This window comes from Mycolicibacterium vinylchloridicum, from assembly GCF_013404075.1.
Classification (GTDB): domain Bacteria; phylum Actinomycetota; class Actinomycetes; order Mycobacteriales; family Mycobacteriaceae; genus Mycobacterium; species Mycobacterium vinylchloridicum.
The window spans coordinates 1-2,021 of record NZ_JACBJQ010000156.1 but is presented as its reverse complement, the minus strand read 5'-3'; the positions used below and the strand labels follow the sequence as shown (position 1 = coordinate 2,021).

The following is a 2,021-nucleotide window of genomic DNA, read 5'->3' as shown; positions in this document are numbered from 1 at the left end:
CCCGAGGAGTTCGTCGAGCTGGCGGCCTACGCCGAGGGGCTGGGATTCGCCGGAGTGCTCTCCGGACCGCTGGTGCGCTCCTCCTACCGCGCGGGCCGGCTGTATCAGCAGGCCGCGGCCGCACACACCGACCACTTGGCCGGCCACGACGGTCAGCTGAGATGGAGAAGCTGAGCCATGCGCATCCTGGACTCCTCGTCGGCGAGCATGTGCACCATCAACAACAGCTGAGGATGATCAAGCGGCCGTAGTTTGATCAACCGGACACGAACCACTCCAACTTCGGGGTGGTTCACCGCCTTCACGTCGTCTACGAAACCCTGTACTTCGTGGCGGTTCCAGATGTCTCGGAAGATGTCGCTGTCGTGGGTGAGCTTGTCGATGACGCGGCCGAAGTGCGGATCGCCGGGATACTTGGCCGCCTCGGCTCGAAACTGTCCGGCTGCCAATTGGGTTTCGGCCTCCCAGTTGAGCAACCGGTCCCGCACCTCGGGGCACATGACCTGAATCCACAATGCATTGCGGTCTTGGGCAGCCAGCGTCGAGGGATCCACGAAGAGGCAGGCATACGCGCTGTTCCAGGTGATGAGATCCGTTGCGGGAAGCATGAGTTGGGCTGGGTTCGGCAGCAGACTATCCACCAGGGTGATCAGGCTCTCGCCGACGTATGGCCGACCGAGCACAAGAGGCTTGGGGGCAACGCCGGCCAAGCGGCACAGATAGCTGTGTTCGCTGTCGTCCAACCGGAGGGCGCGAGCGAGGGCTTCGATGACTTGCGGGGTGGCGTGGATGTCGCGGCCCTGCTCTAACCACGTGTACCAGGTGACACTGACCGCCGCGGCGTCAGCGACCTCGTGGCGTCGCAGCCCCTTGACGCGTCGGCGACCACGGCGGGGGATACCGATGTCTTCAGGTTGAAGGGATTCTCGGCGTCTTCGAAGAAACTCCGCCAGTGCTCCTCGTCGAGCGTGGTCGCCTGCTGAGGCCGGACGAGGGGCGTCGTTCAACGTGATCGTGGGAATTGGCACGGTTTGCCTCCTTGTGGCACCCCATCGGGGTGCTGTGCCGGCGAAGGGCAGTCGGGACGCCGCCGGTAGAAGCAAGCATGGTTGCTGCTAAGGATGAACCTACTGCATGCGCCATTGGAGCCGCGTTGCCCACCGCGATAGACTACACTACACCGACTAGTTTAGTTTTAGATCGGTGAAAACCGCGAAGACGGGTGGCATGACAACGGGTGGCATGACAACAGGCAACGGAGTGCGGCGGCGGGGTCGCTCGGCGCAGAAGCGCCTCGCAATTCTCGATGCCGCACGGGAGCTCTTCGTCAGAAATGGTTACGAGCTGACGAGTGTCGATGCCATCGCCGCGATGGCCGGAGTGTCCAAACGAACTGTCTACGACCATTTCGGCGACAAGGAGCTCATCTACTCAACGGTGCTGGACGGGGTGAGCGAGCGACTCACGGTCACGATCCAAGCCGCGCTGGACGACGAGTTGGCTCCGGGCTGCAATCTGCGGACCGGGCTGCTGGCGTTCACGCGCCGGGTCGCCACGGAGGCGTTCCCGTCCTCGGACTATGCCGACTATCGGTATCTGACCACCCGGTCTACGCCGTGGAGGCGTAATCCTCGGTCGGTGGCCAATGCGCCACGAGAGCTCTTCGTGCATCGCATGGAGGCTCTTGCCGATGAAGGAGTGATCAAGACCGACAACCCGGCTCGTGCGGCCCAACACTTCGTCGCGCTGACCTTTCAGCTGGCGCTTGACAGCTTGGATCCGACGATAACCGGCGCATGGGATGCGGTCGATCAGGTCCTGATCGATGGTGTAGAGGCATTCTTGCGCAGCTATACCTGACGTGTCTACATCTGGCGTAATCCGCGTACTGGCAGGTCAAGTCCAGGGGCGTGGTGTACGACGTCGTCGTGTGATTCTTCGATGTGATGGTTCAGGCGGTCAGTGCCGCGGGGGTGGCCTCCTGTTCGGTCGGTGAGCTCTGATCGGCTCGGGATTTGCTG

At 62.6% G+C, this 2,021-nt stretch carries 2 protein-coding genes; one reads left to right on the top strand and one right to left on the bottom strand.

What is annotated here, in order from left to right:
- Window positions 1–152 precede the first annotated feature (152 nt).
- A complete protein-coding gene (locus HPC46_RS34235; RefSeq protein WP_179476416.1) occupies window positions 153–1,028 on the bottom strand; it encodes a helix-turn-helix transcriptional regulator in 876 nt (291 codons plus the stop codon).
- 214 nt (window positions 1,029–1,242) lie between these two features.
- On the opposite strand from HPC46_RS34235, the gene HPC46_RS35920 reads away from it, so the two are divergent.
- On the top strand, window positions 1,243–1,860 hold the full coding sequence (locus HPC46_RS35920) for a TetR/AcrR family transcriptional regulator (protein WP_179476415.1): 618 nt from the start codon (window positions 1,243–1,245) through the stop codon (window positions 1,858–1,860).
- Window positions 1,861–2,021 lie beyond the last annotated feature (161 nt).

Coding starts and splice junctions, on each gene's coding strand:
- HPC46_RS35920 (WP_179476415.1), top strand. CDS start 1,243: ATGACAACAGGCAACGGAGTGCGGCGGCGGGGTCGCTCGGCGCAGAAG.